Annotated in this window: 4 protein-coding genes; 2 read left to right on the top strand and 2 right to left on the bottom strand. The window is 38.0% G+C overall.

Features of this window, described 5'->3' with window-relative positions; translation table 11 throughout:
* The first annotated feature begins 57 nt into the window (after positions 1-57).
* The gene (locus AC2SLP_RS11920) at positions 58-1,272 is read left to right on the top strand and encodes an IS256 family transposase (RefSeq protein ID WP_486535535.1); all 1,215 of its coding nucleotides are present in this window, start codon (positions 58-60) and stop codon (positions 1,270-1,272) included.
* Positions 1,273-1,391: 119 nt separating this feature from the next.
* On the opposite strand, the gene AC2SLP_RS11915 is transcribed toward AC2SLP_RS11920, so the two are convergent.
* Complete coding sequence (locus AC2SLP_RS11915) at positions 1,392-2,027, bottom strand: response regulator (RefSeq protein WP_486536845.1); 636 nt, start codon at positions 2,025-2,027, stop codon at positions 1,392-1,394.
* A gap of 510 nt (positions 2,028-2,537) precedes the next feature.
* On the opposite strand from AC2SLP_RS11915, the gene AC2SLP_RS11910 reads away from it, so the two are divergent.
* Entirely contained in the window at positions 2,538-3,572 is a 1,035-nt protein-coding gene (locus AC2SLP_RS11910) for a serine hydrolase (RefSeq protein WP_486536844.1), read from the top strand.
* A 40-nt stretch (positions 3,573-3,612) separates the two neighbouring features.
* On the opposite strand, the gene AC2SLP_RS11905 is transcribed toward AC2SLP_RS11910, so the two are convergent.
* Positions 3,613-4,700, bottom strand: a protein-coding gene (locus tag AC2SLP_RS11905; protein WP_486535860.1) for an IS3 family transposase whose coding sequence is annotated in 2 segments (ribosomal slippage) — positions 3,613-4,448 and positions 4,448-4,700 — 1,089 coding nt in all. Because the reading frame shifts where the segments join, the coding sequence is not laid out codon by codon here.
* Positions 4,701-4,773: the final 73 nt, after the last annotated feature.

Below are 4,773 nucleotides of genomic sequence, written 5' to 3'. Positions count from 1 at the left end.
GAGACTTTCCCAAACTTTGTGTAACTGCTTATAATCCATAGTAAAGGAGAATAAGCAATGACAAAACAAACAGAACTAAAAAAACTAGCCGAACAAATGGCCAAACACGTTGGCAGCTTTGAAGACATCAAAGCATTTCAAAAAGAGCTCATGCAGTCATTTATTGACACTGCATTAGAAGCCGAGATGGAAGAGCATCTAGGCTATCCTAAGCATGAAAAGGCGGATACCCCAAACAAGCGCAACGGTCACACCAAAAAGACAGTGCGCAGTGACACAGGTGAGATTGAAGTATCTACACCCAGAGACCGTGAAGGAAGCTTTGATCCTGTATTGGTTGCAAAGCATCAAACTCGTATCACTGGGCTCGATGATAAAATCATCATGTTTTACGCCAAAGGCCAGACAACCACTGAGATTGTTGAGAGTATCAAAGATATCTATGACGTTGATATCTCAACCAGTCTCGTATCAAGGGTTACTGACAACATCATAGATGACATCACAGCATGGCAGAATCGTCCACTAAGTAGCTTATATCCTATCGTATATTTAGACTGCATTGTCGTTAAAGTACGTCAAGACAAGCAAATCATTAATAAAGCCATCTATCTGGCCTTAGGCGTCAATCTTGAGGGCAAAAAGGAGCTACTGGGTATGTGGCTATCGGAGAATGAAGGCGCTAAGTTCTGGCTAGGTATTCTCACTGAACTACAAAACCGTGGGGTTCAAGATATTCTTATTGCCTGTGTGGATGGTTTAAAAGGCTTTAGCGAGGCAATTAATACGGTATATCCAAACACACAGGTTCAGCTATGTATTGTGCATATGGTACGTTACTCTATGAAGTTTGTACCATGGAAAGATAGAAAAAAAGTAGCGGCTGGTTTAAAGGCGGTTTATGGTGCTGATACGCTTGAGCTGGCAGAGGCTAGCCTTGAGCAGTTTAATGAGATCTGGGGCGATAAATACCCGCATGTGGTTACCTCTTGGCGCAATAATTGGGAGGGCTTAACCGTGTTCTTTGATTACCCGAAAGACATTAGAAAAGCCATTTATACGACCAATGCTATCGAGTCATTAAATAGCGTGATTCGTACCGCTGTGAATAAGCGTAAGATATTCCCATCTGATCAAGCGGCGTTAAAGGTTGTTTATCTAGCGACTCAGCAGGCGTCTAAAAAGTGGTCGATGCCCATCCGTAACTGGACGTCTGCTCTTAATCGATTTATGATTATGTTCGATGAGCGTGTTAGTAAGCATTTAATCTAAATTGCAGTTACACAGAATTCAGGATGGGCTCCTAAAAGCAATTAAGGCTAGGCGTTACTACTTTTATGAAGTACTTAAAGTTTATAGGCTATCAATATAAAGCTATTAAGCTATTAAAGTTACGGAGCTATCAATCCGTGTCGCATGGCTAAATGGGTTAACTTCACATCACTATCGACACCAACTTTTTCAAATATGCGATATCTATACGTATTAACTGTTTTAACACTGACGAACAATTGGTCGGCAATTTGCTGAGGACTTTGGCAATTGACTACCATCATAGCAACTTGTTTTTCACGTTCGCTTAATCTATCAAAAGGTGATTCTTCACTATCCGTTAGTAGCATATCCGCTAATTGTTCAGCAACATCACTACTAAAGTATTTATTCCCCTTATAAATCTTTTTAATGGCTCTAATCATTTCATCAAGTGGTGTGCCTTTGGTTATGTAACCGTTCACGCCAGCTTTTAATAACATAGAAGGATAGGGCTGTGTTGAGACACTACTAACTGCCAATATTTTAACATTATTATCAAACTGTCTAAGCCTTTTAGTTGTTTCAACACCGCCTATATTGGGCATATTTACATCAAGCAATACCACATCAGGAGACATAGATTTGACCATCTGAATAGCGCTTTCTCCACTGTCAGCTTCGCCAATAACCTCTATATAATTGTCATCAGCAAGCATCCGACTAATACCCATTCTTACTAAATCATGATCATCAACCACTAAAACTTTTATCATGTAAATCTATCCTAAGTGATTTAAACTGTTTTTAACTGATTTTATATTTATATAAATAAATGTTGCTACATCGTAAATACTTTGTTTTAAATTGACAAAACAACTTAAGGAGGTGCTAAACCATTCATTTAGTTCTTAACCTGAAATATAAATGGTGATATCATAAATATAACAAACTATATCATAGTAAATATTTTAATTTTAAACACTTGTGAATCAAATTAGTGTTTGATTGTTTTGATAATGACATATCTGTTTTTAATTAATAACTTTATCAAATTAATATAACTATAAGATTAGAATTCGATTATTATACTGTATTAAAACTTGTACAATCTTATTATGTTTTTTTTATTAAATGCATTAAAGATATTGTTGTAATAATCTAGATAGTCATAAAGATTTAGATAGTCGTAAACTTTAGGTTTATTCTTTATCTGTTTTTTTAAATTAATATCTATACTTTTATTGTTTTTAATTATAACTACCTTTTGACCAAATGGGATGATTATGAAAATCACTAAGCCTTTAAAGAAATCACATATTTTCGTCTGCATCGCGTTAGGTCTTGGGACCGCTAGTACTGCTTCTACCGCAGCTCTTACTATTTCTGAGCCTGGTACCGCTAAAATTAGTTGGGGCAATGCAGGTGGCCTGTCAGAGGCGCGAAACATTATGTATTCGAACACTAATAGTGGTGTCAGAAGAATAGATAATGGTAGTTTAAACTTTAATACCCCTTCTAATAATTCATACGGTTCAAATTTCAATTATTCATACAGTCTTCCTATCTCCACAGGTTCGCGCGGCGTTATTGTAATGGATGTAGAAACTGGATTACCTTTGTATGAAAAAAATGCTAATATTGCGCGTCCCATTGCATCCATTACTAAGCTTATGACGGCTATGGTAGTGCTTGATGCAGGTCAAGATATGAGAGAAGAAATCAAACTTGATCCTATTGACTTTGTAGGTCCAAAGCGTGCCAGTTCTCGTTTAAAAGCGGGTGACCGTATGAACCGTGCAGAGTTATTATTAATGACTTTAATGAAGTCTGAAAATCCTGCTGCTAAAACTTTAGCGAGGCATTATCCTGGTGGTTATGATGCCTTTATGCGCGCTATGAATGCTAAAGCTCGTTCACTAGGTATGAACAGTGCTTTCTTTGGTGATCCTACAGGTTTAGATAAACGTAACGTAGCTTCCCCTGCCGATTTGGTAAAAATGGTGACAGCTGCGGGTCAATACGAAGTTATTCGCCGTTTCTCAACAACTAAAAATTATAATTTCTTTGTTGCTAATTACTCAGCTGGCAATCGCAGCTATCCTGCTCGCAATACAAGTTATTTGGTTCGGGATGGTAATTATCCTATAGGTATATCTAAAACTGGGTTTATTAATGAAGCGGGTAAATGCGTTGTTATGGAAACGCGTGTGAATAATCGTCCTGCTATTATCGTCTTATTAGGTGCTAAGAATTCATCTACTCGTTGGAGTGATGCTGAGACTATTTTAGACAATTTAGCCATGCGTCGTACTATTTGATGGGAAATACCCCCATATTTAAAACACTAAATAAGTAGAACTAAGCTGCCATATTAAGTTTCTGAATCGGCGTAAAGCCACCATTACCCATATTGGGTCTCTCGTTATTATAGTGATTGAGCCAAGCCTCAGCCTGCTGTCTCACTTGCTCTAAACTATTAAACAACTCCTGATTAAGCCAATCATAACGAACTGTTTTATTAAAGCGCTCTACATAAGCATTTTGCTGAGGATTGCCAGGCTCAATGTATTCGATAACAATACCTTGCTCAGTTGCCCAGTCTTTTAAATCATTGCTGATATATTCAGGGCCATTATCACACCTGATTTGATCAGGTTTGCCACGGCATTCTATTAGCTGATTTAAACTGCGTATGACTCTTTGAGCTGGTAGTGAGAAGTCGACCTCTATGGTTAATGCTTCACGATTAAAGTCATCAATGACGTTAAAGAGTCTAATGGCTCTACCATCGGTTAAAGCATCGTGCATAAAGTCCATGCTCCAGCTTTGATTGATATGAGTTGGTACAGCAAGCTTTTGTGGTTTGTCTCGCTTAATACGGCGTTTAGGCTTTATTCTTAAGTTTAATTCAAGCTCACGGTAGATACGATAAACACGCTTATGGTTGTAAGGTAGTCTGAGTACATTTCTTAAGTATAGAAAGCATAGCTTAAAGCCCCAGTTTTTATGGTCGTTTGTCAGATTAATCAACAGCTTGGCTATTTGCTCATTATCATCCGCTGTCTTTGGCTGATAGTAATAGCAGGTTATGCTGATGTTAAAGATCAGACAGGCCAAGCGTACGCTAATGGCTCTGGCTTTGATGTAATGCTCAGCAAGCTCTTTGCGCCTAGACGGCGCTACCACTTTTTTGACATGGCATCCTGTAAGATGTCTGATTTTAGACGCTCTTCAGCGTACATCTTCTTTAAGCGAGCGTTCTCAGCTTCTAATTCTTTAAGACGGGTAATGAGTGAGGCATCCATACCACCGTATTTGCTCCTCCATTTATAGAAGGTGCTCTGACTTATATTGTGTTCACGTAATATGTCACTGACGGGTACGCCTTGTTCTGCTTGTTTGAGTATGTTAACAATCTGTGTGTCGGTAAATCTTGATTTTTTCATGTCGAAATCTCCTGCTAGTATTTTAGCAGTTAGTTTCTACTTTTAGGTGTTATTATTTTTTGGGAGGATTACC

The organism is Psychrobacter sp. CX21 (assembly GCF_057396255.1).
The sequence above is the reverse complement of the archived record's forward strand: the minus strand, read 5'-3'. Positions and strand labels throughout refer to the sequence as shown.